The sequence below is a fragment of the Agrobacterium sp. AGB01 genome (assembly GCF_014851585.1).
Lineage (GTDB): Bacteria > Pseudomonadota > Alphaproteobacteria > Rhizobiales > Rhizobiaceae > Agrobacterium.
In genome coordinates, this window is the sequence record NZ_JACVAB010000006.1 from 257403 (window position 1) to 284145 (window position 26743).

25 protein-coding genes are annotated in these 26743 nt (G+C 55.6%); 6 read left to right on the forward strand and 19 right to left on the reverse strand.

The features are described 5' to 3' along the window. Positions 1-15: 15 nt before the first annotated feature. Positions 16-330: a 50S ribosomal protein L21 gene (gene rplU, locus IB237_RS20345; RefSeq protein WP_192490541.1), complete on the reverse strand. Its 315-nt coding sequence runs from the start codon at positions 328-330 to the stop codon at positions 16-18. A 333-nt stretch (positions 331-663) separates the two neighbouring features. Between rplU and IB237_RS20350 the strand changes: the two genes are divergently transcribed. After that, entirely contained in the window at positions 664-1104 is a 441-nt protein-coding gene (locus IB237_RS20350) for a metallopeptidase family protein (RefSeq protein WP_192490542.1), read from the forward strand. Positions 1105-1171: 67 nt separating this feature from the next. Here IB237_RS20350 and IB237_RS20355 read toward each other — a convergent pair whose 3' ends face one another. Then, entirely contained in the window at positions 1172-1378 is a 207-nt protein-coding gene (locus IB237_RS20355) for a DUF1737 domain-containing protein (RefSeq protein ID WP_192490543.1), read from the reverse strand. Continuing rightward, positions 1375-2286: a CoA ester lyase gene (locus IB237_RS20360; protein WP_192490544.1), complete on the reverse strand. Its 912-nt coding sequence runs from the start codon at positions 2284-2286 to the stop codon at positions 1375-1377. The genes IB237_RS20355 and IB237_RS20360 overlap by 4 nt, the downstream gene beginning before the upstream one ends. Positions 2287-2397: 111 nt before the next feature. Between IB237_RS20360 and IB237_RS20365 the strand changes: the two genes are divergently transcribed. From IB237_RS20365 to leuB, 3 genes are all read left to right on the forward strand, one after another. Then, positions 2398-2634 carry a hypothetical protein gene (locus tag IB237_RS20365; RefSeq protein ID WP_192490545.1) on the forward strand — a complete coding sequence of 79 codons (237 nt, stop codon included), beginning with the start codon at positions 2398-2400 and terminating at the stop codon, positions 2632-2634. A 165-nt stretch (positions 2635-2799) separates the two neighbouring features. Continuing rightward, positions 2800-3405, forward strand: coding sequence for a 3-isopropylmalate dehydratase small subunit (gene leuD, locus IB237_RS20370; protein ID WP_192490546.1), 606 nt, complete (start codon positions 2800-2802; stop codon positions 3403-3405). A 228-nt stretch (positions 3406-3633) separates the two neighbouring features. Then, positions 3634-4746 carry a 3-isopropylmalate dehydrogenase gene (gene leuB / locus IB237_RS20375; protein WP_192490547.1) on the forward strand — a complete coding sequence of 371 codons (1113 nt, stop codon included), beginning with the start codon at positions 3634-3636 and terminating at the stop codon, positions 4744-4746. Between the two features lie 58 nt (positions 4747-4804). Here leuB and IB237_RS20380 read toward each other — a convergent pair whose 3' ends face one another. The 8 genes from IB237_RS20380 to cobA form a co-directional block, all read right to left on the reverse strand. Further along, positions 4805-5998 (reverse strand): cytochrome-c peroxidase, encoded by a 1194-nt coding sequence (locus tag IB237_RS20380; protein WP_192490548.1) that lies wholly within the window; start codon positions 5996-5998, stop codon positions 4805-4807. 120 nt (positions 5999-6118) lie between these two features. Further along, complete coding sequence (gene scpA / locus IB237_RS20385) at positions 6119-8260, reverse strand: methylmalonyl-CoA mutase (RefSeq protein ID WP_192490549.1); 2142 nt, start codon at positions 8258-8260, stop codon at positions 6119-6121. Positions 8261-8332: 72 nt separating this feature from the next. Continuing rightward, entirely contained in the window at positions 8333-10336 is a 2004-nt protein-coding gene (locus tag IB237_RS20390; protein ID WP_192490550.1) for an acetyl/propionyl/methylcrotonyl-CoA carboxylase subunit alpha, read from the reverse strand. Between the two features lie 160 nt (positions 10337-10496). Next, positions 10497-10874, reverse strand: coding sequence for a hypothetical protein (locus IB237_RS20395; protein ID WP_192490551.1), 378 nt, complete (start codon positions 10872-10874; stop codon positions 10497-10499). A gap of 11 nt (positions 10875-10885) precedes the next feature. Then, a complete protein-coding gene (gene yghU, locus IB237_RS20400; protein ID WP_192490552.1) occupies positions 10886-11797 on the reverse strand; it encodes a glutathione-dependent disulfide-bond oxidoreductase in 912 nt (303 codons plus the stop codon). Between the two features lie 90 nt (positions 11798-11887). Continuing rightward, on the reverse strand, positions 11888-13420 hold the full coding sequence (locus IB237_RS20405; RefSeq protein WP_192490553.1) for an acyl-CoA carboxylase subunit beta: 1533 nt from the start codon (positions 13418-13420) through the stop codon (positions 11888-11890). 97 nt (positions 13421-13517) lie between these two features. Then, positions 13518-14831 (reverse strand): cobyrinate a,c-diamide synthase, encoded by a 1314-nt coding sequence (locus tag IB237_RS20410; protein WP_192490554.1) that lies wholly within the window; start codon positions 14829-14831, stop codon positions 13518-13520. Further along, on the reverse strand, positions 14828-15613 hold the full coding sequence (gene cobA / locus IB237_RS20415) for a uroporphyrinogen-III C-methyltransferase (protein WP_192490555.1): 786 nt from the start codon (positions 15611-15613) through the stop codon (positions 14828-14830). Before cobA ends, IB237_RS20410 begins: the two co-directional genes overlap by 4 nt. A gap of 58 nt (positions 15614-15671) precedes the next feature. On the opposite strand from cobA, the gene IB237_RS20420 reads away from it, so the two are divergent. Further along, complete coding sequence (locus tag IB237_RS20420; protein WP_192490556.1) at positions 15672-16802, forward strand: cobalt-precorrin-5B (C(1))-methyltransferase; 1131 nt, start codon at positions 15672-15674, stop codon at positions 16800-16802. Here the strand turns inward: IB237_RS20420 and cobM are convergent. Genes cobM through cbiE form a run of 3 tightly spaced genes read right to left on the reverse strand, consistent with a single transcriptional unit; the run spans position 16757 to position 19169 of the window. Next, positions 16757-17530 (reverse strand): precorrin-4 C(11)-methyltransferase, encoded by a 774-nt coding sequence (gene cobM / locus IB237_RS20425; RefSeq protein ID WP_192490557.1) that lies wholly within the window; start codon positions 17528-17530, stop codon positions 16757-16759. The two genes, IB237_RS20420 and cobM, sit on opposite strands and share 46 nt — an antisense overlap. After that, entirely contained in the window at positions 17527-17904 is a 378-nt protein-coding gene (locus IB237_RS20430) for a cobalamin biosynthesis protein (RefSeq protein ID WP_371815369.1), read from the reverse strand. The genes cobM and IB237_RS20430 overlap by 4 nt, the downstream gene beginning before the upstream one ends. Continuing rightward, positions 17901-19169: a precorrin-6y C5,15-methyltransferase (decarboxylating) subunit CbiE gene (gene cbiE, locus IB237_RS20435; RefSeq protein ID WP_192490559.1), complete on the reverse strand. Its 1269-nt coding sequence runs from the start codon at positions 19167-19169 to the stop codon at positions 17901-17903. Before cbiE ends, IB237_RS20430 begins: the two co-directional genes overlap by 4 nt. Between cbiE and IB237_RS20440 the strand changes: the two genes are divergently transcribed. Beyond that, a complete protein-coding gene (locus IB237_RS20440; RefSeq protein ID WP_192490560.1) occupies positions 19168-19935 on the forward strand; it encodes a cobalt-precorrin-6A reductase in 768 nt (255 codons plus the stop codon). The genes cbiE and IB237_RS20440 overlap by 2 nt on opposite strands. On the opposite strand, the gene IB237_RS20445 is transcribed toward IB237_RS20440, so the two are convergent. Genes IB237_RS20445 through cobN form a run of 5 tightly spaced genes read right to left on the reverse strand, consistent with a single transcriptional unit; the run spans position 19902 to position 26743 of the window. Beyond that, on the reverse strand, positions 19902-20663 hold the full coding sequence (locus tag IB237_RS20445) for a precorrin-3B C(17)-methyltransferase (protein ID WP_192490561.1): 762 nt from the start codon (positions 20661-20663) through the stop codon (positions 19902-19904). The two genes, IB237_RS20440 and IB237_RS20445, sit on opposite strands and share 34 nt — an antisense overlap. After that, the gene (locus tag IB237_RS20450) at positions 20660-21409 is read right to left on the reverse strand and encodes a precorrin-2 C(20)-methyltransferase (protein WP_192490562.1); all 750 of its coding nucleotides are present in this window, start codon (positions 21407-21409) and stop codon (positions 20660-20662) included. The genes IB237_RS20445 and IB237_RS20450 overlap by 4 nt, the downstream gene beginning before the upstream one ends. Next, positions 21406-22038 (reverse strand): precorrin-8X methylmutase, encoded by a 633-nt coding sequence (locus IB237_RS20455; RefSeq protein WP_192490563.1) that lies wholly within the window; start codon positions 22036-22038, stop codon positions 21406-21408. Before IB237_RS20455 ends, IB237_RS20450 begins: the two co-directional genes overlap by 4 nt. Next, positions 22038-23396, reverse strand: coding sequence for a precorrin-3B synthase (gene cobG / locus IB237_RS20460; RefSeq protein ID WP_192490564.1), 1359 nt, complete (start codon positions 23394-23396; stop codon positions 22038-22040). Before cobG ends, IB237_RS20455 begins: the two co-directional genes overlap by 1 nt. Beyond that, positions 23393-26743 (reverse strand): cobaltochelatase subunit CobN, encoded by a 3351-nt coding sequence (cobN, locus tag IB237_RS20465; protein ID WP_192490565.1) that lies wholly within the window; start codon positions 26741-26743, stop codon positions 23393-23395. Before cobN ends, cobG begins: the two co-directional genes overlap by 4 nt.

Genomic DNA, 26743 nt, shown 5'->3' on the forward strand with positions numbered 1-26743 from the left:
CCCGTGACGCGCCGATTAGGCAGCAACGATGTCCGTAATACGAACAACAGTGTGATGCTGACGATGACCGCGAATACGCTTCGAGTTCTGACGACGACGCTTCTTGAAGGACAGAACCTTCTTGCCGCGGTTGTGTTCAACAACTTCAGCCTTGACGGTCGCGCCCTTTACGAAGGGTGCACCGAACTTTGCGTCGGCGCCTTCGCCGATAACGAGAACTTCGGTGAATTCTACAGTGTCACCAGCTTCGACTTCCAGCTTTTCGATGGTAAGTACGTCGTTGGCGGCCACGCGGTACTGCTTACCGCCGGTCTTGATGACTGCGAACATTTTTTATCCTTTCATGTTCGTTCCGGCTCTGATCACTTGAAACCAAGTGTCCGGCCGTCTTTTTATCAGTCGGAGTAGTGAAAACCCTGAGCCAAATGACGTCAAAATCTTCACCGGTGAAACCTGCCCGAAAAGGCAGAACAAAACAGAAGACGCACTACGCCCCTTCAATTCGCGTGCCGGGATACTTGAGCGCCCTTGATCTGTCAAGGCACAAACCACGCAAAATCCCTTGTCAGCCATGCCATTTGCGATGATTTTTCATGTTCTTGCAAACGGCTCTCGAAATTTCTGCTTCAACTGTTTATATGATGGCCATAGCAAGGAGTAAAAATGGCCCGCATTGACCAGACCGACGATTGGCGGGACCGCCATGCACCAACAATTTCCAGTTTTGAGTCCTTGGCTATCGAGGCGTACGGCCACTTGCCGGAAGAATTCCGCGGACTAACCAACAATCTCATTATCGAAATTTCTGATTTCCCGACGGATGAAGTTTTCGAGGACATGGCGCTCGAAACCCCGTTCGACCTCTTGGGATTGTTTGAGGGCAGGGGCATTACCGAACGTTTCACCATGGAAACGGGTGAAATGCCGAACCGTATCACGCTCTATCGCCGTCCTATCCTGGATTATTGGGCCGAAAACGAAGAGACATTGGGCGACATCATCACCCACGTCCTCATCCACGAAATCGGCCACCATTTCGGCCTGTCCGATGACGACATGGAGCGTATCGAAGAAAGCGCTGAAGCCGCTGCTTCCGAACGCTAACAGACAGATACCCGCATATTGAATGCGGGCACCCCGTTCCAGCACGTACTGAAAAAGATAGCCGCGATTATTGCTCGCCGAGCTTCATGTCCGGGTGATAGTCCTTACCCTCAACGGTTTTTGTGACCGGCTGGCCGCAATGCATGACGCCAGCTGCCGCGTTGAAAGCATAGGTCGGTGATCCCGCAAGTTCCCAACCCTTGTTGAGTGCATCGGTGACGCGATGGCAAAACTTTGCATCATCGGGACCGGTGATAAAACGGTAGAGTTTCATAGTCTGTCTGCCTTTCTTACGTCTATGGCACTGGCCATCTGCAATAGTTTTTCAGCACCCGTTACATGCAGGCGCTCGATCATGCGACCATTCGCGTTGATAATGTTCAGACCAGCCGCCTCGGGCGCAGCAAAAGCAGCAACGATACTGCGTGCTTCCTCCAAAGCGTCTTCCGACGGCGCAAAATGCCTGTTTGCAGCAGCAATCTGCGCCGGATGAATCAGCATCTTGCCATCAAACCCCATGGCACGGCCCTGTTCACACTCGGTTGCATAACCGTCGAGATCACGGAAATCATTCGACACACTATCGATGACATCAAGGCCGTAGGCTCTTGCAGCCAACACGATCTGCATCAGCCAGGGAACCAGATAGGCACGGCCGGGCAGATTGGGCACACCGGTTTCCTTGCGCAGATCGTTGAGCCCGACAACAAAGGCCGAAAGACGCGAGTCTGGGGTGTGTGCGGCCTCGGAGATGGCAGCGGCATTCAGAACACCACGCGGTGTTTCAATCATGGCCCAGATGCGCATGTTCTCCGCGCCATCTCTTTCGGTCAGAATATCAGAGATGTCATGAACGTCGGACGGCTGGTCGACCTTGGGCAACAAGACCGCATCGGGCGCGCAACGCAAAACCGTTTCAAGATCTGCACGGCCGAACGTACTGTCAAAGGCATTGATACGGATGATTGTTTCGCGCCCGACAAGTGGTGTCTTGTCAAAAAAACGCTCCAATGCTTCGCGCCCTTGCTGCTTGGCATCAACAGCCACAGAATCTTCCAGATCGAAAATCACCGCATCACAGTCGAGATCAGGTAGTTTTTGTAGCGCACGTTCATTGATGGCAGGCACACAAAGTACCGAACGGCGCGGACGAGCAATATTTTCAGGCTCAAATTTGGTCATGCCGCACTTGTGTCAAGGTTTTATGGCATCCGCAAGCACACTTCGCGTCGAATCCTCTTGCAAGCAAGGCAAACAACGCCCACATTGCTGATGAACGAAAGGTTTTGAATTATGCAAGGCATCCGCACTTTAATCATAGCGGCTTCCAGCATCGCAATTTTGGCGCTGGCCGCCGTTTTCACGGCTTCTCTTACTGTGGCATTTGTTGGCGTGCTCGCGCTCATTAGCCTTACTCGCGCAGTAACTGCCCGACTGAAACCGGCACCTATTCCGGTCAAGACCCGCAATCAGAGCCAGCGTGACATGCGCGTCTGGAACGACGGCAAGGGCACAATCATCGACCTTTGATGATATGAAAGCGCAGTGGAAAAGCAGCGGCGCTCGCTGCTTTGAAGTGGCATATGCCCGTTGAGCTGTTTTCCCTTCAAATCTTGCGGGAATTGCTTTATTGGCGACATCATCATGCGCAAAGCCCGATTTTGCTTTGCGAATACAGCCAAGCTGGAGCGATAGATGGACAAGTTCACCAAGCTGACGGGTGTTGCCGCCCCCATGCCGGTCGTTAATATCGATACGGACATGATTATTCCGAAGGATTACCTCAAGACCATCAAACGTACCGGTCTGGGCAAGGGTCTTTTTGCGGAATCCCGTTACCTTGAAGACGGTTCACCAAACCCGGATTTCGTGCTGAACAAGCCAGCCTACCAGAATGCACAGATCCTTGTGGCTGGCGACAATTTCGGTTGCGGTTCTTCGCGTGAGCATGCGCCATGGGCGCTTCTGGACTTTGGCATCCGTTGTGTCATCTCGACCAGCTTTGCCGATATCTTCTACAACAACTGTTTCAAGAACGGCATTCTGCCGATCATCGTCAGCCCGGAAAATCTGGAAAAACTGCTGGACGACGCATCGCGCGGCTCCAACGCCGTTCTCAGCGTCGATCTCGAAAACCAGCAGATCAGTGGTCCTGACGGCGGCACGATCAGCTTCGAAATCGATGCCTTCAAGCGCCATTGTATGCTGAACGGTCTCGATGACATTGGCCTGACGTTGGAACATTCTTCAGCTATCGATACGTTTGAAAAAACCAACGCATCCGTCCGTCCCTGGGCGTAAACAGCTTTACCTGACTATTTAGAGCCGATTTGGAACGAGAATCCGTACCAAATCGGCTTTTGCTTTCCTTGAAATGCCCTCATCCCAAGGATATGAAACCTGGACCCCCGCATACCGCGTCACGTCTCACGTGAAACACGGTAACGCGGGATTGAGGTTTTCACGTTGTGCATGCCGTTATCGCAAAACCGGTTACGGTTTTCCGGTATGCGCCAAGGAGAGGTTCCCATGACAGTTCGCACCCTGTTTCTGCTGCCCGGCGACGGCATCGGCCCTGAGGCCATGGCTGAAGTCCGCAAGCTGATCGACCACATGAACAGCGCCCTAAACACCGGCTTCAAGATCGAAGAAGGTCTTGTTGGCGGTTCTGCCTATGACGCCCATGGTGTGGCGATTTCCGATGCAGACATGGAAAAGGCGCTGGCAGCAGACGCTATTCTGTTTGGTGCCGTTGGTGGTCCGAAGTGGGATGGCGTGCCGTACGAGCAGCGTCCGGAAGCAGGCCTGTTGCGCCTTCGCAAGGATCTCGAGCTTTTCGCCAACCTGCGTCCGGCCATCTGCTACCCGGCACTTGCTGCCGCTTCATCGCTGAAGCAGGAACTGGTTGAAGGTCTCGACATTCTCATCGTTCGAGAACTGACCGGTGGCGTCTACTTTGGCGAGCCGAAGCAGATCATCGACTTGGGTAACGGCCAGAAGCGCGGTATCGACACACAGATCTACGACACATTCGAGATTGAACGTATCGCCAGCGTTGCCTTCGAACTGGCCCGCACCCGTGGCAATCGCGTTTGCTCGATGGAAAAGCGCAACGTCATGAAATCGGGCGTGTTGTGGAACCAGGTTGTGACGGAAACCCACGCTGCAAAGTACAAGGACGTACAGCTGGAGCACATGCTGGCAGATGCCGGCGGCATGCAGCTGGTGCGTAAACCAAAACAGTTTGACGTTATCGTTACCGACAACCTGTTCGGCGACATGCTGTCCGACGTCGCGGCCATGCTGACCGGTTCGCTGGGTATGCTGCCATCCGCTTCGCTCGGCGCACCGGATGCCAAGACAGGCAAACGCAAGGCCATGTATGAGCCGGTTCACGGTTCGGCACCGGATATCGCCGGTCAAGGCATTGCCAACCCGATCGCCATGATCGCCTCCTTCGCCATGTGCCTGCGTTATTCGTTCAACATGGTCGACGAGGCAACCCGACTGGAAACAGCAATTGCCAACGTGCTGGAAAAGGGCATTCGTACCTCCGACATCATGGATGAAGGTTGCCGTCAGGTTGGCACATCTGAAATGGGTGACGCGGTTCTGGCCGAGTTCAAGGCACTCTCTGCCTGATCAAACCCAAAAACTTTAAAGAAGAGGGGCAGAGGAGCGTTGTTTCTCTGCCCGTTTGTTATTGAGTGCCCGCATCTTTCGGCAGAAGATGCTCATACTGCTTGTCGGTCAGCGTTTTCATGAACGCCACCAAAGCATCGACGCGCTTGTCATCAAGCGCTGGCCCTGCCGTCAGCTCGGTCATGGCGATATTTTCAGGGACTTCCGGTGCAGCCCAGACGTCACGGGTTTCCGGATTGATCTGACGGCTTTTTTTCTTGCTATTGTACTTCACGTAAAACAGCACAACGGTGCGCAAATCCTTGAACACGCCATTGTGCATGTAGGGCCCGGTCACGGCGACGTTGCGCAGTGTCGGTACCTTGAACTTGCCGCGCTGAGCATCGGCATCGGTCACCGCCGGGTTCTGCGCCAGACCCGTGTCGACTGTACCCACTTTTGAGCCATTGGCTTTGCGCACCGCCGTATTCTCGGGCACGCCGATATTGAAATATTTGTGGTTGGTGAACAGCCCTTTTTCAATACCGTTCGGTCCGTTGACCTCATGGCAGAGATTGCAGTTGGTGAACTGTTTGGAGAAAAACAGCACCCGGCCCAGTTCTTCCTGATCCGTCAGTTTTTCTTCACCGCGCAGATACCGATCATATTTGGAATCGAAGGGAGCAAATTCGTCGGTGCGTTCAAACGCCGCCAATGCCTTTGTCATCGCATCATAGGCATCATCAGGATTATCAAATACTTTGGATCCAAATTGCGTGCCGAAGGCTGCAACATAATCCGGATTTTCCTTGAGACGTCGAACCACTGTGGCCTTATCGGGCATGCCCATTTCCACCGGGTTTAAGGGCGGACCTGCGGCCTGATCCTCAAGGCGCGAGGCGCGACCATCCCAGAACTGGCCTCCAACATATTCGCCCGCTTCATTTTTGCTGAACGGGGGAGAGAGCTTTGCGTAAGACGCGGTTGGTGCGTTGCGATCACCAAGCGAACTGCCATTGTCGCCAAGCGATACGGCTTGGCCAGCACTGTCGTTCTCCCGCACATCCACCAAACCAAAACCCTGCATGTGGCAGGTGGAACAGGCTTGGCTGCGGTTATGGGAAAGATTGGGGTCGTTGAATAACGCTTCGCCCAGTTTCTCTATCGTCGCGTAATCCTCGCCACTATGGGCAGTTGAAAACCACAGAGCACCATTCGCGGAAGCGAACAAAGCCACGCTGGTTATGACAAGACGGAAGGTGATCTTAAACATGGTCTTTCAATACCGGCCTAATGCCGCATTATTGTTGACCTATATCACCTCAGCCCATTCAAACGCCAGAAACTTTCTTTTTTGCTTCCACTTTGCCGTGGCCGTAACTGGCAGCAGCCATCAGGTGTTGCGAAGGCGTCCTTGCATCAGGTCCACAACCGCGCGTGCTGCTTCAAGCACATGGGTGCCAGGACCAAACACTGCAGCTACGCCATTATCAAGCAGATACTGATAATCCTGACGCGGAATAACACCGCCAACCACCACAATCACATCTTCTGCACCCTTGGCCTTCAGCGCCTGAACCAGCTGTGGAGCCAGCGTCTTGTGACCCGCCGCAAGCGACGACATACCGACCACGTGGACTTTGCTCTCAACAGCCAGGATCGCCGCCTCCTCAGGCGTCTGAAACAGGGGCCCGGCAACGACCTTGAAGCCAACATCGCCAAAGGCCGAGGCAATGACCTTGGCACCGCGGTCGTGCCCGTCCTGTCCAAGTTTTGCGACCATGATTTTCGGTTGGACTTTCAACACACCGGCAAGTTCGGCCAATCGCCCCTTCAGCGTCGAAAACTCGGGATCGTCACCATAGGCTGCGCCATAGACATTATCGACAACATCTGGCACGGCGGAGTGATCGCCAAATACCACACGCATGGCATCTGAAATTTCACCAACCGTTGCACGCGCACGCGCCGCTTCAACAGCCGCTTCCAGCAGGTTGCCCTGTCCCGACTTTGCCACGTCGGACAGTCGGGCGAGTGTCTGCTCCAGTGTTTTCGGATCACGCTGCTGGCGCAGCTTCTCCAAACGTTTGATCTGCGCTGCTCGGACTGCACTATTATCGATTTCCAGAATGTCGATAGGTTCTTCGTTTTCCAGACGGAACCGATTGACCCCGACAATCACCTCTTCTCCGCGATCAACCGCAGCCTGCCGGCGCGTCGCCGCCTCTTCGATAAGCCGTTTTGGCAGACCATCCGACACGGCCTTGGTCATGCCGCCCAACCCCTCTACGTCCTGGATAAGCTGCCAGGCTTTCTCTGCCAGCTCATGGGTCAGACTTTCCACGTAATAGGAACCAGCCAGTGGGTCGACGACCTTCGTCACGCCGGTTTCATGCTGCAAAATAAGCTGGGTATTGCGGGCAATACGCGCCGAAAAATCGGTCGGTAGGGCTATTGCTTCATCCAGTGCATTGGTGTGCAAGGACTGCGTACCGCCGAGCGCTGCCGACAGCGCTTCATAGGCGGTGCGGATGACATTGTTGTATGGGTCCTGCTCCTGCAGCGACACACCCGACGTTTGGCAATGGGTGCGCAGCATGAGGGAAGACGGCTTCTTCGGCTCGAATTCCTCCATGATGCGAGACCACAAAAGACGCGCAGCGCGCAGTTTGGCAGCCTCCATGAAAAAATTCATGCCAATGGCAAAAAAGAACGACAGCCGACCGGCAAAGGCATCCACATTAAGACCTTTGGCGATGGCGGCGCGTACATATTGTCGGCCATCGGCCAAAGTGAACGCCAGTTCCTGCACCAGCGTCGCACCAGCCTCTTGCATATGGTAGCCGGATATCGATATCGAGTTGAAGCGCGGCATCTCTTTCGCGGTATATTCGATAATATCGGCAATGATGCGCATCGACGGTTCTGGCGGGTAGATATAGGTGTTGCGCACCATGAATTCTTTGAGAATGTCATTCTGGATGGTGCCGGACAGTTCGGCGCGCGTACAGCCCTGCTCCTCCCCCGCAACGATGAAGTTGGCGAGAATGGGAATGACGGCACCATTCATGGTCATGGAAACCGACATGTCTTTGAGCGGAATGCCGTCAAACAGGATCTTCATGTCCTCGACACTGTCGATAGCAACACCGGCCTTGCCGACATCACCCTCCACACGCGGATGATCGCTGTCATAACCACGATGGGTTGCCAGATCGAAGGCAACTGACAGGCCCTTTTGGCCAGCGGCAAGATTACGCTTGTAAAATGCGTTGGATTCTTCCGCTGTAGAGAAACCAGCATATTGGCGGATCGTCCAGGGACGACCGGCATACATGGTCGCACGAGGTCCACGCACAAACGGTTTGAATCCAGGCAAGGTATCGAGGTGATCGATACCCTCAATGTCCTGCGCGGTGTAAAGCGGCTTGATATCGATGCCTTCGGGTGTGTGCCAGACGAGTGTCTCTGCGGGAGCCTTCACTTCCTTCTCGGCAAGCGCTTCCCAGTCCTTCACTGTCTTGTCCACCGGCATCAATCTCTCCCTTTACCGTCATTCATCCATAGGTAACCACGCTGACCGGATTGGGTTCCAGCCGCGAAGTCCTCATTCAAATTCCAGTATGATTTCGTCAACACTCAGGCTTTGACCGGTTTTTGCAGCAACACTTGAAATGCGCCCGCGTTTTTCAGCCCGCAGCACATTTTCCATCTTCATGGCTTCAACGGTCGCGAGTGCCTGTCCGGCCTCCACATCATCCCCCACGGCCACCAGAACGGAGGTAATGATACCTGGCATTGGGCATAGCAGCATTTTCGAGGTGTCAGGTGGCACCTTGACCGGCATCAACCGGGCAAGTTCAGCGATACGCGGCGAGCGAACATTCGCAAGCACATCGATTCCCCGCCAGCGCAAACGAATGCCTGTGCCAGCAATATCCACCTTGGCAAAAAGAACGTCGCCATCAATGGTAAAGGCGCCGAGAGTTCTACCCGGCAACCAGTCGGTGGTAACATGTAGATTTTGCTGCATGTCGATCTGTACGACATCGCCGTCATCGTTTGCTGACAGGACGATGTGTCTTTCCTGCCCAGCAAGGGAAACAACCCAATCTGGACGAAGGACTTTGTGATGACCGCCAAGAGATCCGGAAATTGCTGTCGCGCGATTTTGCAAACGCTTGTGAATGATGGCCGCAATCGCCACCAACCTGTTTAAACCTTCGGAATCCGGCTCAACGCCGACAAAACCGTCAGGAAATTCCTCAACGATAAAGCCTGTCGTCAGATTTCCATCGCGAAAACGTGGTTTCTGCATGACCGCTGACAGGAACGGCAGATTGTGACCGATGCCGTCCACCTCAAACCTGTCCAGCGCTTCAGCCATCGCATCAATGGCGCTTATACGATCCGGCGCCCACGTGCAGAGCTTTGCAATCATCGGATCGTAATACATGGATATTTCGCCGCCTTCGAACACGCCGGTGTCGTTGCGTACAATCACACCGGTTTCCTGCTGCCCTTCAGCTGGTGGCCGGTAGCGGGAAAGCCTGCCGATGGACGGCAGAAAGTTACGATAGGGGTCTTCAGCGTAAAGTCGGCTTTCAATCGCCCACCCGTTAAGAACGACATCATCCTGCCCAAAAGTGAGTTTTTCGCCCGCCGCGACGCGGATCATCTGCTCGACCAGATCAATACCGGTGATCAACTCGGTGACCGGATGTTCAACCTGCAGTCGGGTGTTCATTTCAAGGAAATAGAAATTTCGTTGTCCATCAACGATGAATTCGACCGTTCCGGCAGAGAAATAACCAACGGCTTGGGCCAGTGCGACCGCCTGTTCACCCATGGCCTTGCGTGTTGCCGCATCCAGAAAAGGCGAGGGAGCCTCTTCAATGACCTTCTGGTTGCGGCGCTGTATCGAACATTCGCGCTCGCCAAGATAAATCAGATTGCCATACTGGTCGCCAAGCACCTGGATTTCAATATGACGCGGCTCTGTCACGAATTTTTCGATAAAGATGCGGTCGTCACCAAAGGAAGATTTCGCCTCGTTTTTTGACGACTGAAATCCTTCTCGGGTCTCCTGATCATTCCAGGCAATACGCATGCCCTTGCCACCGCCACCGGCAGAGGCCTTGATCATCACAGGATAGCTGATTTGCGTAGCAATCCTGACCGCTTCATCGGCATCGGCGATCAGATCCATATGCCCGGGCACGGTGGAAACCCCTGCCTTAGCCGCGAGCTTCTTGGAGGTGATCTTGTCGCCCATCGCCTCAATGGCACCAACCGGTGGGCCAATGAAAACCACGCCCGCTTTTTCCAAAGCCTGGGCAAAAGCAGCATTTTCAGACAAAAATCCGTAACCGGGATGCACTGCATCGGCACCGGTTTTTTGAATTGCCTCAAGAATTTTGTCGATAACGATATAAGACTGGTTTGATGGGGCAGGGCCAATATGCACCGCCTCATCGGCCAGCTTTACATGCAGTGCATTGGCATCTGCATCTGAGTAAACTGCGACAGTGGCAATCCCCATCCTCTTTGCCGTGCGAATAACGCGGCAGGCAATTTCACCACGATTGGCAATGAGGATTTTGGATATCATCTATCACCGCCTCCCAACGGCATAACGCTCAATCAATCAAGGTAAAATACGCGGCAGGAACTACTTCAATCAGCCAGACACCATTGTTTGCCTGATAAAATTGATGCCCGGTGTTTGTTGACATCGAGCGTCTATTCCGTCCTGGCAAACGCATGCAGGCTCAAACCTCAAATACATCGTCGAAGGATTCCGGGAAGCTCAGGCGCGCCACCTTCTCATTGATCTGCAGCAATGCCTCGTAGGACAACGGATCAAAATTCTTTTCGCCAGCAATAACCTCACGCCCGAAGAGCAAATTGATGCGTGCCGCATCAAGATTGCCGCGTTCGAATGGCTCTGAGCCAAAGTGATGCCAGAGAGCATGCAGGAAGGCCGCATCGATACGGTGTTCCTTCGTATCGGGACGAGCCCGACGTGGTAACGCCTTGATTGGCGTTACCCCTTTCGGATTGGCGCGGCGTATCGTGAATTGAACGCCAGTGCCCGGCATGCCGGATGGGAAACCTCGGTGTTTTGTCATGTCGGGCAGGTTTGCCATGGGTAGTCTCCTTACGCCTTTGCAGACGAATTCTGGCCAATTTTGTCCTGTGTCTTCGTATCGAAGTCAGAGGCATCATGGCGCTCATGCAATTGTTCAGATGGGTCGCCGGACGTCTTGTTGACCATGCAACCCCGTTTTACCGCTGGACGCGCGGCAATCTCGTCAGCCCAGCGTTTGACGTTTTTGTAGATGCCGGTGTCGAGGAAGGTTCCAGCATTGGGATAGGACTGGTCAAGAGCCAGCTTGCCATACCACGGCCAGATCGCCATGTCCGCGATAGTGTACTCATCGCCAGCGACAAATGTGTTGTTGGCCAGATGCTGATCGAGAACATCCATCTGGCGCTTGGTTTCCATAGCATAACGGTCGATGGCATATTTGATATGGATCGGGGCATAAGCATAAAAATGGCCAAAGCCACCACCAACAAATGGTGCAGAACCCATCTGCCAGAACAGCCAGTTCATGGTTTCCGTGCGGGCTTTCAGATCCTTTGGCAGGAAGGCGCCAAACTTTTCAGCAAGGTAGACCAGGATCGAACCGGATTCGAAAACGCGGGTTGGTTCCGGTGTCGAATGATCCATCAGGGCCGGAATTTTGGAGTTTGGATTAACCTCGACAAACCCCGAACCGAACTGCTCGCCTTCACCGATCTTGATCAACCAAGCATCATATTCAGCACCGGTATGGCCTGCCGCGAGCAACTCTTCCAGCATGATGCCGACCTTCTGACCATTGGGTGTCGCCAGGGAATAAAGCTGCAACGGATGTTTGCCGACCGGCAATTCTTTCTGTTTCTGCGCGCCTGCGGTTGGGCGGTTGATACTGGCAAACTGGCCACCATTGCCCGTTTCCCATTCCCAGACTTTCGGGGCTTCATAACCAGCGGGGAAGTTATTCGCGGGAGATCTCTCGGTCATCAAAATGTGTCCTTGTTCCTGAATTGGCGCATCCGGAAAACCGGAATGACCCGGAAGCAATATAGTAAGGCCTCCAAAGCATTTCTTCCCCTATAACGGAATTGTATCGTGTTTTTTCCACCGTACGTCCACCTGCTTGCCACGCAGTGACGCAAAAGCCCGGGCAATGCGACGGCGAGAGGAATGCGGCATGATAACCTCGTCAATGAAACCGCGCTCCGCCGCCACAAACGGATTGGCGAAACGCTCTTCATATTCTTTCGTTCGCGCTGCAATTTTTTCGGGATCAGCCAATTCAGAGCGATAGAGAATTTCGGTGGCCCCCTTGGCGCCCATCACCGCAATTTCAGCGGTTGGCCAGGCGTAATTGATATCGGCACCGATATGTTTTGATGCCATCACGTCATAAGCACCACCATAGGCCTTGCGGGTAATCAGCGTCACCATTGGCACCGTTGCCTCGGAATAGGCATAAAGCAGTTTTGCACCATGCTTGATGACACCGCCATATTCCTGGGCCGTACCGGGAAGAAAACCGGGGACATCAACCAGCGTCAGCAGTGGAATGTTAAATGCATCACAGAACCGCACGAAACGTGCAGCCTTACGCGAGGAATCAATATCAAGGCAGCCCGCCAGCACCATCGGTTGGTTGGCAACGACCCCCACAGTCTGCCCCTCCAGCCTGATAAAACCAGTGATGATGTTTTTGGCAAAGGCTTCCTGAAGTTCGAAAAAATCCCCTTCATCTGCCAATGCGTGGATCAGTTCCTTCATATCGTAAGGTTTGGCCGAATTGTCTGGCACCAGCGTATCAAGCCGCATTTCAAGCCGTGCAGGATCATCGAAATACGGTCTTACCGGCGCTTTCTCGCGATTGTTGGCCGGCAGAAAGTCGAACAACAGCCGCACCTGTTCCAAGGTCTCGATGTCGTTTTCATAGGCTCCATCAGCAACGGAAGACTTTTTTGTATGGGTTCCGGCTCCGCCCAGTTCCTCAGCCGTGACAATTTCATTGGTGACGGTTTTCACCACATCCGGCCCGGTCACGAACATGTAGGAGGTGTCACGAACCATGAAAATGAAATCTGTCATGGCAGGCGAATAGACTGCACCGCCGGCACAAGGCCCCATGATGACCGAGATCTGCGGCACGACGCCCGACGCAATGACGTTGCGCTTGAAGACTTCCGCATAACCACCAAGTGAGGCAACGCCTTCCTGAATACGCGCCCCGCCACTATCGTTGAGGCCAATGATCGGTGCACCATTGCGCACCGCCATATCCATGATCTTGCAGATTTTTTGCGCATGAGTTTCAGAAAGAGACCCGCCCAGAACGGTAAAATCCTGCGCAAACACATAGACTTGGCGTCCGTTGATCGTTCCCCATCCGGTTACAACGCCATCCCCGGCAATCTTCTGGCTTTCCATGCCAAAATCCACCGCACGGTGGGTGACATACATGTCGTATTCTTCGAAAGAGCCCTCATCGAGCAGCACATCAATGCGCTCGCGTGCTGTCAGCTTGCCTTTGGCATGTTGCGCATCGATACGCTTCTGCCCGCCACCAAGACGCGCCTCGGCACGGCGTTCCTGCAACTCTTCAAGAACTGACGGCATTGCTCCTCCCCCAATCACCAAATCAACCTTATGACAGACCGATAAGGGAGGCTATTCAGCCAAAAGTCGCAAGGATTAAATCTTGGGCCGCAAACTTTCAGCCTTTGGCAATGGCGTGAAAAAACGTACCGGTAACATGACCGCGCCGTCCGCCGGAAGGACCAAGCGGTCGTCCCTGGCCATCAGCAATCTCGGCAAATGGCGCATCATGACCGGGTTCCGTCACCCGCGCATAATGGAACTCGTGCCCGCGCAAGACGTCACCGGCAGAACCAACTGGGCCGTCGACGGCAATGGTTGCCTGCCGGTACCCGAGGTTCATTTTGCGCTTTGCAAAACTGGTCGCGTGCGACAGCAGGCCCGTCATGGCATGGGTAATACCCTGCGCGTCTTCCAGCGCCTCTCCCAGAACCATGTAACCACCGCACTCGCCATGAACCGGTTTGCTTTCAGCAAAACGTGACAGACCTGCTTTAAAATTTGCAGCAGTACCGAGCGTTGCGGCATGCAGTTCCGGATATCCACCCGGCAACCAGCAGACGTCACAATCATCCCGCGGCGCCTCATCGGCCAGCGGCGAAAACGGAATGATTTCGGCACCTACCGCCCGCCAATGTTTGTCGAGATGCGGATAGAGGAAGGTAAAAGCAGCATCCTGCGCCAGAGCGATACGTTGGCCCGGCGGCGCAATCGCGGTGTCACGTGAACCACTATCAAGACTGACGGGTGCTGCGAGTGCCATCAGCGCATCGAGATCAAGCGACTTTTCCATCGCATCGGCCAGGGCCTCGATATGGGCATCAATTTCGGGATGCTCACTGGCCTGTACCAATCCCAGATGTCGTTCCGGCAAAACCAGCGACGGATCGCGCATCACGCACCCAGCGACAGGCAAGCCGATTTTTTCAATGGCATCGGTGCACAGCGTGCGGTGTCTCTCGCTGCCTGCCCGGTTCAGCACAACAGCAGACATTTTGACGTCAGGATCATAATGGGCAAAACCATAGGCAACCGCTGCCGCGGTTTGCGATTGGCCAGAGACATCCAGCACCAGCAGAACCGGAATGCCGAAAAGCCGCGCCAGATCGGCAGCGCATCCAGTGCGATTTTCGGCAACCGGAATACCGTCAAATAGACCCATGGCGCTTTCAATCAGCAGCAGCTCCGCACCGTCAGCCTGCTCGGCAAACAGGTGCTGCAACAGGTCCGGCTGCATGGCCCAGCTATCCAGATTAAGACCCGGCGTCCCCGTCGCAACCGCATGAAAGCCGGGATCAATATAATCCGGACCAGTCTTCACGCCACGGACCTTCACGCCGCGGCGTGCGAAAGCGCGGAGCAGGCCAATTGTCACGCTGGTCTTGCCAGACCCGGAACGGGGTGCGCCGATGATGAGTGCGCGTGCAGTCATTCTTTCACTCCAAGGCGAGACCGCATCGAGACGATGTCACCGATCACAATCAGCGCAGGCGCTTCAAACTGTTCGCGCTCGGCATCTGCAGCAATCGTCTGCAGACGACTGGTGAAAATCCGCTCCTGTGGCGTGGTTGCGGACATGATGACCGCAACCGGCGTTTCAGGCGGACGCCCGCCCTGCATCAGCATGGAAACGATCTTGTCGATGTTTTTCAGCCCCATGTAAACCACAACAGGCTCATTGGTTTTAGCCAATGCTAGCCAGTCGACGTCATCGTCAGTACCGGCCGCATGCCCGGTTGCAAGTGTGATGGCCCGGCTGATCCCACGCATGGTGACAGGAATGGAGGCTGACGCCAAAGCCGTCAGTGACGAGGTCATACCAGGAAGCACCCGAAACGGAATGCCTGCATCCACCAGAGCTTCCGCTTCTTCGCCACCACGACCGAAAACAAAGGGATCGCCACCCTTCAGACGTAAAACTCTTTTACCCTGACGGGCGAAATCAATTAGCGATGCAGTAATATCGTCCTGCACAGCAGAGGGTTTTCCCCCACGCTTGCCTGCAAAAACAATCTCCGCCTGTGGCGCAAGCTTGAGAACCATGTCGCTTACCAGCGCGTCGCGCACGATAATGTCAGCCTGTCCCAAAGCCGCAGCCACTTCCAGCGTCAGATAACGCGGGTCGCCGGGACCGGCACCGGCCAGCCAGACATGTCCCGGCTGGAGATGCGGACCAGTGGACATGATGCTGTTGAGAATTTCGGCTGTCGTCATTGTCTTTACTTGCTGTTTAACGATGACGGAAAAGCCGCCACCGGTTATAGGAATGGGCATGGAAACGGATGGAAAAAACCTTCGCCGCGGCTGGACCACGGGCACTTGCGCAACCGCAGCGACGAAAGCTGCCTGCGCCGCCCTGTTGACCGGCGATTTTCCATACCCTGTCGAGGTGGAACTTCCAAGCGGTGCCAGACCCGGCTTTTCGCTTGCCACCCATGAAATGGGCACAGATTACGCCCGAGCCGGGGTTATCAAGGATGCGGGTGACGATCCTGATGTCACCCATGGGGCGCTGATTGAAAGCACTGTCAGGCGGGGAAAACCCGGAAGCGGAATTGTTTTCAGGGCAGGGCAGGGCGTCGGCGTCGTGACCCGTCCCGGTCTGCCGTTGCCGGTTGGAGAGCCGGCTATAAACCCGGTTCCCCGCAAGATGATGGAAACCGCGATTCATGAAGTCGCCGGTGCCAACGCCGATTTTGAAGTCGAGATTTCCGTTCAGGACGGCGCAAAAATTGCCGAGAGAACCCTGAATGGCAGACTTGGCATTGTGGGCGGCATTTCCATTCTCGGCACCACCGGTGTGGTTATTCCCTTTTCCTGCTCGGCATGGATACACTCCATCTGGCGCGGCATCGATGTGGCGCGAGCGGCCGGTCTGACCCATGTCCTCGGTGCCACCGGTAACAGTTCTGAAAAAGCCGGACAGGCTTTTTACGGGCTGGATGAAATCGCACTGATCGATATGGGCGATTTTATTGGCGGTATGCTGAAATATCTGCGCAGCCATCCCGTTGAGAAAGTGACTATTGCCGGCGGCGTTGCCAAGATGACCAAGCTGGCGCAGGGCATGCTGGATGTGCACTCCAAACGTGGCCTTGCCGACCTTGAAGCGCTTGCGGCTTTGGCCAGCGAGGCCGGTGCCGAGGCGGTGCTTATCGACCAGATAATTTCCGCTAATACGGTTGCCCATGCGTTTGAAATGGCAGAAACCAACGGTATTGATCTGGGTGCCGTGGTGGCCAAAAAAGCGTGGGTCACCGCTGCGGCGGCGCTGAAGCATCCCGATATGTCGCTGGAAATCCTCGTTTTTGACCGCCTTGGCACACTCAAGGGCCAAAGTGGCTTCGCCTGCTCGGTTCACGCGTCCGCATTCCCCTTGGGTGAACGGAACCTGCGGACATAATCTGTGCTGTAAAGCGCGCTTTCACGGAAATCCTCCGAAGCAAGGCCCTTGCCGACAAAGATCAATGCGGTACGCTCAACCGGTTCCTCAGCAAGTTTTGCCTCGATGTCCCCAAGCGTTCCACGAATAATCCGCTCCTCTGGCCAAGAGGCACGCACCACGATGGCAACTGGGCAATCACCGCCATAAAGCGGTGTCAACTCTTCAACCACCTTGGCAATGGCGTGAATGGCAAGATGAATGGCAAGTGTTGCCCCTGTCGCACCAAACGCCCTAAGGTTTTCCGTCTCCGGCATTTTGGAGGCGCGACCCGACACACGGGTCAACACAAGGCTTTGCGCCACCTCCGGCACGGTCAGTTCCCGCTTTAAGGTGGCCGCTGCTGCTGCAAAGGAGGGCACGCCAGGCGTTACCGTATAATCCAGCTCAAGACGTTCAAGCCGGCGGATTTGTTCACCCATTGCACTCCAGACTGAAAGGTCGCCCGAATGCAGACGCGCCACGTCCTTGCCTTCACGGGCAGCCGCAGCATATTCCGCTTCGATTTCATCCAGCGACAAGGCCGCCGTATCAACAATACGTGCGCCGGGCGGGCAATAATCCAGCAACGCCTTCGGCACCAGTGATCCCGCATAAAGGCAGACCGGGCAGGCGGCGATCAGATCACGCCCGCGCACTGTAATAAGGTCTGCAGCGCCCGGACCGGCGCCAATAAAATGAACTGTCATTCCTGATCTCCTGACGTGGCAATTGCCACCGTAATCTCATTGATCACCATACGCGGCGCGATAAGTCTTGAACCTGGTCCCAATGCCGCAAGGGCCGAGGCCTCGCTGAGGCTTGGGGAACCGGAATGCGCTTCGCTCACTGCCGAGCGGGTGAGGGTGCGGCTCGCCGCCTGTTCAAAATCTGCCTGCGCCACGACAACAAAGGCCATGTTGCGTATGGTTGCGGCCTCCAACAAAGCCGGCTCATCAGCCTTTAACGGTGCCGTGGCGATAAAGTCGATATTGACCTTATGCTGCCTGGCCGCCTCATCCAACGCCGCCATGACCGCTTCAACGCTGACACCCTTGCGGCATCCAATGCCCGCAACAATCACGCCGTTTCTCCCGGTTTTACCCAGGACCATTGGGTGACCGGCATGGCCGGACGCCAGCCTTGCATGCCACCAACCGGTGCAGCACGCGACACTTCCAGCCGGATCAGTGAACCGCCAAGCCGAGCTTGAGCGGCCAGCAACACGGCCTCCATTTCCAACGTCACAGCATTAGCGACCAATCGACCACCTGACTTCAACGCTTTAATTGCGCCATCCAGCACACCGGCTTCACTGCCGCCACCGCCGATAAAGATGGCATCCGGCACCGGCAAACCCTCAAAAGCATCAGGTGCAGTACCTATGACCACTTCCAGCCCGGGCACACCAAAGTTTTCGGCATTGCGAACAGCGCGTTCTGCCCGCTCCGGATTCTGCTCGATGCCGATGGCCCTGAGAGACGGGTGCGACAGCATCCATTCAATCCCAATGGAGCCGGAACCAGCACCTATATCCCACAAAACTTCGCCATAACGGGGAGCGAGCGATGACAAAGTTACCGCACGGATTTCCCGTTTGGTGATCTGCCCGTCATGTTCAAACAACGTGTCGTCGAGACCGCTCGCGAACGGCAAGACACGCGCTGTTTTATGCGCAACCACGTCCACCGCCAGCACATTCAGGGGATCAACATCAGTGAATGAAAATGCAGAGGCCCTTGTTTGCCTTCGTGTTTCACGTGAACCACCCAAGGCTTCGAGCACTGTCAATTCCGAAGTGCCGAAACCAGCCTCCGTCAAAAGCTCCGCCACCAGGGCAGGTGCCTTGTCATCAGATGTCAAAACTATGAGTTTTGCACCCGGCTGCAAATACGGACGGATGAGGTCAATCGAACGACCATGCAAGGACAAACATTCAGCCTCCTGCAGAGCCCAGCCGAGCTTTGATGCGGCAAGTGAAAAGGCCGATGGCGCGGGATAAGAGACGGTTTCCTCTGCCGCCACATGCCGCAAAAGCGTGACGCCGACCCCGTAAAAGAACGGATCGCCAGAGGCCAACACGCAGACCTTCCGCCCACGCAAAGCCAAGACCTCAGCCATTGCCGCATCAAAGGGCACCGGCCAGGATTTCGCTTCGCCCTTGACGGCGTCGGCAGCAAGCGCAAGATGTCTTTTGCCACCAAACACAAATTCTGCTTCCTCAATGGCAAGGCGGGCATTCTGACTGATGCCGTGCAGCCCGTCTTCGCCAATACCGACGATCGAAAGCCAAGGCGTTTGTCCCTTTTCGGTGGAAGCCTGTCCAATTCCGGCATATTCAGAAGCCATGACACGTTCCATTCTTATTCTTGGCGGTACCGCAGATGCCCGTATTCTCTCGGGCAAACTGGCGGAGGAATCCGGCTACCGGATATTGCTCTCTATGGCAGGACGCACCCGCGAGCCTGTCAAACAGCCGGTTCCAGTGCGCAGTGGCGGTTTCGGCGGAGCAGATGGCCTTGCTTCCTTTATCATGGAAAATGCGTTTGATCTGCTGGTTGATGCGACGCATCCCTACGCCGCACGGATCTCTGCCAATGCCGTTCATGCTGCGCAACAGGCGCAAGTGCCGCTGATTGCGCTGGAACGGGCGGTATGGCAAAGGCAGGTGGGTGACCACTGGCAAGCCGTTGCCGATGTTAAAGAGGCAGTCTGCGCAGTGGGTTCCAGTAGCAAGAATGCTTTCCTCGCGCTTGGTCGCCAGGAGCTTTTGCCATTTGAGGCCGCGCCCCAACATAACTACCTGATCCGCAGTGTCGATCCCGTTGAACCAGCGCTTGCGGTGCCCCATGCCCGTTACATGACGGCACGCGGACCCTTTGTACTGGAAGACGAGATTACCATGCTGCGCGATAACCGGATCGACATCATCGTGTCCAAAAATTCCGGTGGAGCGGCGGCATATGGCAAGATCGAAGCGGCGCGTCAGCTTGGTATTGAGGTGGTGATGATCGAACGCCCGCCGCATCCCTGCCCTGCGACGGTGCCTAATATCGAAGCTGCGCTCACCGCCATTCAGCATCAGTTTTCCCTTTTGGAAAACCGTTGTGAATAAACAATCGGTTCTTTGCCATCGCGCATGATAAGCCGGGTTTCTTCGGTACCGACGATAATGCAGGTTGCCATGTCGGCCATATCGCTTGCCGCTTCCGACAGCGGCACAACACGGATACGTTCGTCAACACGCCCTGCTGCACGGCCGAAAATAATCGGCACCGTGCCCGGCAGATGGGCTCGCAGAACGTCAAATGCCGTAGCCAACTGATGCGGGCGTGCCTTGCTGACCGGATTATAAAACGCAATAACGAAACCGGCACTGGCGGCCGCGATCAGGCGCTTTTCAATCAGCGCCCACGGCTTTAGATTGTCCGAGAGCGATATTGCGCAAAAGTCATGCCCAAGAGGGGCACCAGCCTTAGCCGCAACCGCCAGCATGGCCGTTACACCCGGCACGACTGAGAATTCAATATCACGCCATTCGTCAGGACCATTTTCAATGGCCTCACAGACCGCCGCAGCCATAGCGAAAACGCCGGGATCACCACCAGATACCACGCAGACATTGCCACCCGCCGCAGCGAGCGTCAGCGCGGCTTCGGCGCGGGAGATTTCCTCGCGATTGTCAGAGGCATGGCGACGCTGATCCGGCCGCAAGGACAGGCGGTCGAGATAGGGAATATAGCCGAAAAAATCGTCTGCCGCTTCCACAGCTGCCAGAGCTTGCGGTGTTATCTGCTCGAGATTGCCTGGACCGAGTCCAACAACGGTAAGACGGCCGCTCATGGACGGTCCTTCCAGCCAGGAACCAGAACAAGCGAAAAATAGGGAGCAGGAGAACTGTCCCGCTCGCGCATCGGAATGGCCGCACTGTTAGCCATCGTGCCACGCTCGACATAAAGCGCGCTTTCCAGCTTGCCAGCCTTTTCCAGTGCCTTGCGAATTTTGGGCAGGTTACGTCCGACCTTCATGATAACAGCACCGTCAGTGCCAGACAGTCGTTCGGCCAGAATTTCTTCTGAAAGCGTACCTGGAAGAACACTCAAGATATCGTCGCCCTGCACCAGCGGCAAACCGGCCATAGACCAGCAACCAGACATGGCCGTGATACCCGCCACCACTTCCGCCTGATACGATGGCGCAAGTCGCAAATGCAGATGCATATAGGAACCATAAAACAGCGGGTCGCCCTCTGACAGCACCGCGACATTGCGTCCCTGATCCAGATGAACGGCAATATCCTTGGCGGACTGGTCAAAGAATCCGGCTATTGCACCGCGATAATCCTCGCCGTTTTTGTCGCTTTCCACCGTTACCGGGTAAACCAGCGGCATCTCGATGGTGCCTGGCCGAATGAAAGCCTCGACTATACCGCGACCATTGCCGGTACTGCCTTTTTTGCAGAAGAACGCAAGCACATCGGCGGTTTCAATGGCGCGAACGGCTTTCAAGGTCAGAAGCTCAGGATCACCCGGGCCGGTGCCAACACCAATCAGCTTGCCTTTGACATTTTCAAGAAGAGCAGCACTCACAGACCCGCCCTCGCGATGGCATTAACCGCAGCAGCAGTCATGGCCGAGCCACCCAAGCGTCCCTTGACTATGGCGTAGGGAATGCCGAGCGGGCTGTCCTCCAAAGCATCTTTCGATTCCGCGGCTCCGACAAAACCAACCGGCATGCCGATAATGGCGGCCGGACGCACTCCGCCCTTCTCCAGCATTTCAAGCAGATAGAACAGCGCGGTTGGCGCGTTGCCAATGGCCACAAGCGCGCCATCAAGCTTATCTGCCCACAGATCAAGCGCTGCTGCCGACCGGGTATTGCCAATCTGTTTTGCCAGCTCAGGCGTGCGCGGATCACGCAAGGTGCAGATCACTTCGTTATTGGCCGGAAGACGTGCGTGGGTAACGCCCCGCGCCACCATCTCAGCGTCACACAAAACAGGTTTGCCGGCCTGCAATGCACCACGCGCCGCAACAACAAAGTCTTTGGAGAAACGGAAGTGCTGCGCGGCTTCGACCTGTCCGCAAGCATGGATCATACGGATCGCAATGTCGGCTTCATCAACTGTGAACGCAGAAAGATCGGCCTCCTCGCGGATAATGGCGAATGAGCGTTCGTAGATGGCATTACCATCGCGGATGTAATCGTAGTCGGTCATCAATTATCCTGTCGGAGCAGCGCGCTGACGGTTTCGCTTCCCAAACGGGAAAAAAATGTACGCGCGTTTTCTCCGGGCTTATGTTCTTTTTCGTAAAGCTGAGCAAGCCGCGAAAGCGCAGCCTTTTGCGCACCAATGGGCAGAACAGCAGTTGGTGGGTCTCCGACAAGCGCTGAAAACCCAAAAGCCAGACCTTCAGCACGGCCGTGAAAAGCCAAAAGCGCTGGTGAGGGATGTGCACATCCCTTGGCGCAGCCTGATATATGCAGGGTAAATGATCCGTCCAGTATGGAGCCACATTCAGCAGCTGCATGGTCTGCAAGCGCATGGGTCGGCATAAAGGCTGAACCACAAGCTGGAGCGCCCGGACAGACGGCGATGGCAGATCGGGGATCTCTTGCCATCGTCACAAAACCAGCCGTGGCAGCATAGGCAAGCAACTCTCGGCAATCCGCTTCGCGGCCACAAAATATCAGTGAATGTGACGGCCCGGGCATGACATTTGCCAACCCCAGAATGGTTGCCTGTTGAAAGAGCGATGCCAGAACGTCGGCCGAGACTTGCCCGAATGCCGGTGCGAGCCCGACGGCAAAGAAACCATCACCCAACGGCATCAGACCGTAAGGCAAATCTCCGACGCATCTGGAAGCATCATCAATATCTCGGTCCAGCAACCGTTCGCCGCAGACCATACGTACGGTAGCGAGATCCAAATCCCGTCCACGCGCATCTGGCCCGATTGTCGCAAGGTGCAAAAGCAGATCAATGACCACAGAAGCAGCGTGTTCCTGGCGCAGCAAACCGGCCCTCAAAGCCTTATTTTCCGAATCACCCAGCGTTAGTTGCCAGAATATCTCGCCACTCAGTGTCACGGCCCGCAGACGAATGTCGGCCAGCAGATCACTGAGACTGACATGGCCACCACCGTCCACGATAACCGACATCTTTGCCGCCAGCCTGTCGTGAAGACCAAGCTTTTCAGCCGATAAACGAATCCGGCGTACGATGTTTCGTGTGTCCGCAATCGCGGTTCGGTCGATACCAGCCAGCGGCGACGTTTCAACAGCCAGGCCTTGGCGAATAGGCAAGCCAAGCTGCAAAACATCTCGCTCCAACCCAGTCGCACTTTGTGCTGTCAGACCCCGAAACTGAAGCCCGCCACGTGCGGTGATATCAACGAGACCATTGCCATGCCGAGTGGCCAATGCGCAAAGTGTGACAAAATCCTGCGGAGACACATAACCGGTAAAGGCCACCCGAGACAGCAGCCCGTCACCGGTCTGCATCGGTGCAGACAGTGCCGGACAAACTCCGCGACGCGAAAATGGCTGGACGTCGGAAAGCGGTAATGCACTCATGTCGCAACCCGCATCTGTCGGGATGTGAGCAGCATTTCCAGCTCAGCGTCCACGGCGTTACGACGGCTGTGCCAGAGATTTCGGCGGCGGGCAGAGATAAAGCGCTGCGCCATTACTTCTGCAGCCTGCGGATTTTCTTGCAGAATAAAATCCCGAACCGCCTCATCGCCAAAATAGGCATCATAAAGCGCCTCGATCAGCGATGACGGAACGACATGAGTGGTTTCAGCAAAACCAATCAGTCGATCAACCGTTTCGGCAAATTCGGCAGCACCACGCGGACCATGCCGCATTTGTCCTGCGATGAACCGTGGATTGACTGCGCGAGCCCGCACCACACGGGTCAAAGCTTGGGCGATGGATCTTGCCCTTGGGCGAGCCGGATCAGTGGTGTCCAGTGCCACGACATCTGCGGCTTGACCAAGTGCCGCCTTGGCAGCCGCAAAACCACCAATAAAGGCGACATCCGATGAACCATCGAGAAGATCGCGTCCAGGATCATCACCAGTATGGATCAGAAATTCAGCCTTTTGCACCTGACCAGCAAAGCCAGTATCCGCAGACACATGCAATCCGTCGGCACCGCCAAAGGCGTGGCTTGCAGCATCCAGATAGATTTGCCCCAATTCATCGCGCTCATCCCAGCGGCCATTTGCCAGCTTCTCTTCAATCCCCGCTCCATAAGTACCGGGTGCAGAACCGAAGATACGCGAGGGAATACGACCCAGAGTGACCGCTTCCTCAGCCAGTGGATTATCGCCGGGCGCTTCTTCACGCTGCGCAATCGCCTTGGCAGCAGCATCCAGCAGCGCAATCAGAGCTGGAAACATGTCGCGGAACAGGCCGGAAATGCGGAAGGTGACATCCACTCTGGGACGTCCAAGCGCAGCCGGTGGCAAAACTTCGATGCCAGTCACCCGGCCAGTTGCAGGATCATAGATCGGCCTTGCCCCCATCAGATGCAGAGCTTGCCCGACATCCTCGCCACCATTGCGTAAGGAGGCCGATCCCCAGAGGTCGAAAACCAGATGTTTTGGCCAATCACCGTTGCTTTGTAGATAGTGCCGCAACACCTCTTCGCCCGCCATCCGGCCCAGTTCAAACGCTGTTGGTGTGGGCATGGTGCGCGGATCGGCAGCGTAAAGATTGCGCCCGGTCGGCAACACATCCAGCCTGCCACGCGCAGGAGCACCTGATGGACCGGGAACTATGTGCTGGCCGTCAAGCGCTGCCAACAAAGCAGCTTTTTCTGCGGTTGCACTTTGAGTTCTCAGCGGGTCCTGTTCGCCATCCACCGCGCGCCCAAACACATGCTGGCCATCCTTGATGGCAAAATCCTTGAGATCGCAGAGAAAAGCATCAATGCGCGACAGCGCGGTATCGGCATCATCACCCAAGTCCACGCCGGCATCAGCCGCCAGGCCCGTATCGCGGGCCTTTTCAACGATCAGTGTGGCCAGTCTATCGCGGCGGCGGCGGTCAAGCCCATCCGCCTGTGCATATTCATCAACAAGCTGCTCCAGCGCCGCCTGATCCGGTGAAAGTCCGGCATCCACGAGTGCAGGCGGAATATGCCCGATGGTTACGGCAGCAATACGCCGTTTGGCGACGGCAGCTTCACCCGGATTGGAAACGATAAACGGATAGATGACCGGCAGCGGTCCGGTAACGATTTCAGGAAAACAGGCTTGCGACAGCGCAACGGTCTTACCCGGCAACCATTCAAGAGTGCCATGGGCACCCACATGGATCACAGCATGTGCGTTAAGCTTTTCACGCATCCAGGCACCAAAAGCCACCAATGCATGACGCGGTGGCAAGGCAGGATCGTGATAATCAACACGCCGGTCTTCGTTGCGCCCGCGATCAGGAGCAAGTGCAACCGTCACGGCGCCGAAATGCGCTGCTCTAAAATGGAAATGACCATCAGTAACGGCATCATCCAGTGCCGCGTCACCCCAGGTGTCTTGTAAGGCCTGACGGGCAGACGAGGGAAGGGATGCGCAGAAGGCGGCATAATCAGCCCGCGAAAGATCAGCCGTTTCGCCTTCAATACGATCCAGCAAACCGCGTGCGGTGTCAGGGATGTTTTCAACACCATAACCCGCATCACGCAGGTCATGCATCATCTCCAGCACGCTCTGTGGCACGTCCAGACCAACAGCATATCCAGTTCGGCCCGGTGCAGCACCGGGATAGTCCGGCATCAGAATGAGGAGGCGTCGATCGGATGGTTTGGCACTCTTGAGCCGAAGAAAAGCTTCTACGCGTGCAGCAACCTGCTCGACACGTTCAACTTCGGCGACGTTTACCAACCCTTGCCCACCCTGCGGATCAAGCTGCTTGAATGAGATGGCCCCAGCCAGAATGCGCCCGTCCAACTCTGGCAGCACCACATGCATGGCAAGATCAGACGGGTTGAGACCGCGCATATTGTCGACCCAACCATCATGACGTGTTGTCGCCATGATGACCTGAAAAACCGGAACGCCCAATCGGTCGAACAGCGTATTGCCAGCATCGTCGGTGTGGCTTGCAAAAGCAGTCGCAGCGATGATTGCTGCGGGTTCGAACAGCGGCAGCTTTTCCTCCAGAAACCGAATTGCTTCAGCGTCCTTCAGGCCGCTGACGAAAATCGGCAATGGCGCAAACCCACGTCGTTCCAAAGCCGCAAACAGCGCATCGACGGGAGCTACATCCGCCGCCAGCAACATCGAGCGGTAAAACAACATTGGCAAGACAGGTGCATCGGCAGCAAAGCCATCCAATGCTCGCTCAAGATCGACAAACCCCTCACCGGGCCGATAGAATCCACCCCTTGGCAACGGGTCTGGTACGATCTCAGGCCATGCTTGACCCTTGGCAAGAGCCGTTAGACCGGTCGAAAGCCGCACCATATTGACAGTTCCGCCTTCGCGAAAAAATGACAGGATTGCCGAAAGAGTAGAAGCGTCAACGGTGGACGCCGCTTCCAGCTTTTCGTCCCGTTCACTGCATTCACCGGGCAACAATACAAGGTTTATGCCTCGGCGGCGCGCCGTCAAACCAAGCTGATCGACACCGTAACGCCAGCGATCTGCACCGCCGAGAATCCGGATAAGGATCAGTTTCGCCTTTTCCGCCGTCTTCTCAATCCAAAGATCGACAGACATGGGATGGCGAAGTTCGGACAGGTTGGCAGAGACGAGCGAGAGGGAGTCCGTACATGTCTGCTTCCAACCACGCTCCAGACCTGCCAGATCGCTGCTCGAAAAAGACAACACCACCACATCCGCCTGTGGCTGGTTGAGATCAACCGGCTCGATCAGGTCGTCGAGAGACGAAGATGTGGTGGCGAGAATATGCAT